Source organism: Burkholderia sp. Ac-20379 (assembly GCF_017104645.1).
GTDB lineage: Bacteria > Pseudomonadota > Gammaproteobacteria > Burkholderiales > Burkholderiaceae > Burkholderia.
On the sequence record NZ_JAAGPF010000604.1, the window covers coordinates 1 to 2,317 of the forward strand.

Here is a 2,317-nt window from a genome sequence, read left to right on the forward strand (position 1 = left end):
CCCACCCCCCCTTTCCCACCCCTGTCCCTCTCCCCTCCCCCCCCTTGTACCTCGACGCTTACCCCCCCGCCACGTCTCCCCGCATGTCCTTGCTGCTGCCCGTCTTGACCGCCGAGACCCCGTGCCTGGCGAGCGGGCTGTCGCAGCCGAACGTGCGCGTGCGCGCGTTGTTGTCGGCAATCATGTCGGTGACGCTGAAGCTCGCGTCGGCGCTGAACACGCGCTGGCCGGCCGGCTGCGCGGCCCGTTGCGCGGCGCTGCGCGGCAGGTCGAACGCGGGCCGCGCCAGCCCGCCGTTGGCGAGCGCGCGATAGGCGTTGGCCAGCGTCAGCAGCGTGACGTCGGCGCTGCCGAGCGCGAGGCTGTAGCCGTAGTAATCGCCCTGTTCGGTGAGCGGCAGCCCGAGCGCCGTGAGCGTGCGCGAGAAGCGGTGCGGCGTGACCAGCACCAGCGTGCGCACGGCCGGCACGTTCAGCGACGAGCCGAGCGCGCTGCGCACGCTGACCCAGCCCTTGAAATCGTGATCGTAGTTCTGCGGCACGTAGAGGCCGCCGCCGGCCGCCAGGTCGACGGGCGAATCGTCGAGCAGGGTGGCGCCCGTCAGGCGTTTCTCGTCGATCGCCTGCGCGTACAGGAACGGCTTCAGCGTCGAGCCGGCCTGGCGCAGCGCCAGCACCGAATCGACCTCGGGCGCGGCCGACAGCGCGCCCGACGAGCCGACCCAGGCCAGGATGTCGCCGCTGCGGTTGTCGATCACGATGGCCGCGCCGTCCTGCACGTTGCGCGAGCGCGGCGCGGCGCTCAGCTCGGTCAGCGCGTGCGTCAGCGCATCGCGGGCGAAGCGTTGCAGGCCCGCGTCGAGTGTGGAGCGGATCCGCGCGCCGGGCTGCGGATGGGTTTGCGCCGCGATGCGGCGCGCGAAATGCGGCGCGAGCGCCTCGCCGCCGAGGAATGCGGACGACGGCGGTGCGGGCCGCGCGAAGGCCAGTTGTACGAAGCCGTCGAGGCCGGTGCAACCGGCGTCGGCATGCATGTCGTGGAGGATCCGGCAGGCGCGCTCGGCGACCTTCGGATAGCTGGCGTTCGGCGCGCGGATCAGCGCGGCGGCCACGGCCGATTCGCGTTCGTCGAGGCCGGACGGCGCCTTGCCGAACAGCGTGACCGACAGCGCCGACAGCCCGACCGTCTCGCCGCGAAACGGCACGAGGTTCAGGTAGGCCTCGAGGATCTGATCCTTGCGCCAACTGCGTTCGAGCCACAGCGCATCGATCGCCTGGCCAGCTTTTTGCGGCAGCGAACGCTGGCCCGAATGGCGCGAACTGTCGCCGATCAAACCGGCCAACTGCATGGTGACGGTGGAGGCGCCGCGCGTGCGCGAATTCCAGAGATTGGCCCATGCGGCGCCGGCGATGCCGCGCCAATCCACGCCACTGTGGTCGTAGAAGCGTTTGTCTTCCGAGACGACGATCGCCTCGCGCAGCGCGGGCGACACGTCGGCCAGCGTGACCCAGTCGCCGCGCCGTTCGGCGCTGTCGATGCGGGTGCGCTGCAGCGGCGTGCCGTCGCGCGCGAGCAGCAGCCAGTCGGAGCTGCGGAAATCGCGGCGCACGGCGTCGTAGCCGGGCACGGCGTGAGCCGCGCCCGCGCCGCCGATCAGCACGGCGGCGGCGATCACGCGCAGCGTGCGCTGCGCGCGGGAACGCGCCGCGCTCACGGTTGCTGCGCCGGCGCGGGCTTCACGACGATCGGCGCGTTCGGCGTCATGCCGTAGGCGGACGGCGCGTACAGCGCCTCGACGCGCGTGGGCGGCAAGCCGAAGCTGCCCACCGCGTTGAGCCGCATCGTGTACTCGATCGTGGTCTTGCCGGCCGGCAGATGGCCGTAATAGGCGCGGTAGCCGTCGAAGCCGCGCTCGACGAACGACGGCCAGGCGCCGTCGCCCGATTTCTCGCCCTGCGTGGCGATGTCGGAATCGCGGCCGAGGCCCGAGCCCATGATCGTCGCACCGGCCGGCACCGGATCGTCGACGACCACCCAGGTCATCTCGGCCTGCGCATCGACGTCGAGGTGCACGCGCACCAGGTCGCCGCGCGTGAGCACGCCCTTCACGGCCGGATCGACCGGCGTGACCGTCTTGGTGATCCGGTAGCCGGACACCACCGGCCGCTTGAGCGGCACGGCGGCGAGGCTCTGGATCGTCGCCCACGGCTTGCCGGTGCCGTCCTGCGTCAGCGACAGCGTGAGCGGCGCGCGGCTTGCCGAGGCGGCCGGCCACGGCAGCAGCGCCGTGCGGGCCGGCGCGCTGCGCGTGGCGGCG

General features: G+C 72.5%; 2 protein-coding genes. Both read right to left on the bottom strand.

All coding sequences use genetic code 11. The features are described 5' to 3' along the window. Window positions 1-58: 58 nt before the first annotated feature. The gene (gene pbpC, locus G3N92_RS33150; protein WP_339385876.1) at window positions 59-1,675 is read right to left on the bottom strand and encodes a penicillin-binding protein 1C; all 1,617 of its coding nucleotides are present in this window, start codon (window positions 1,673-1,675) and stop codon (window positions 59-61) included. 35 nt (window positions 1,676-1,710) lie between these two features. Beyond that, window positions 1,711-2,317, bottom strand: a 607-nt coding sequence (locus G3N92_RS33155; protein ID WP_206131731.1) for a hypothetical protein, incomplete at its 5' end; no start/stop codon positions are given.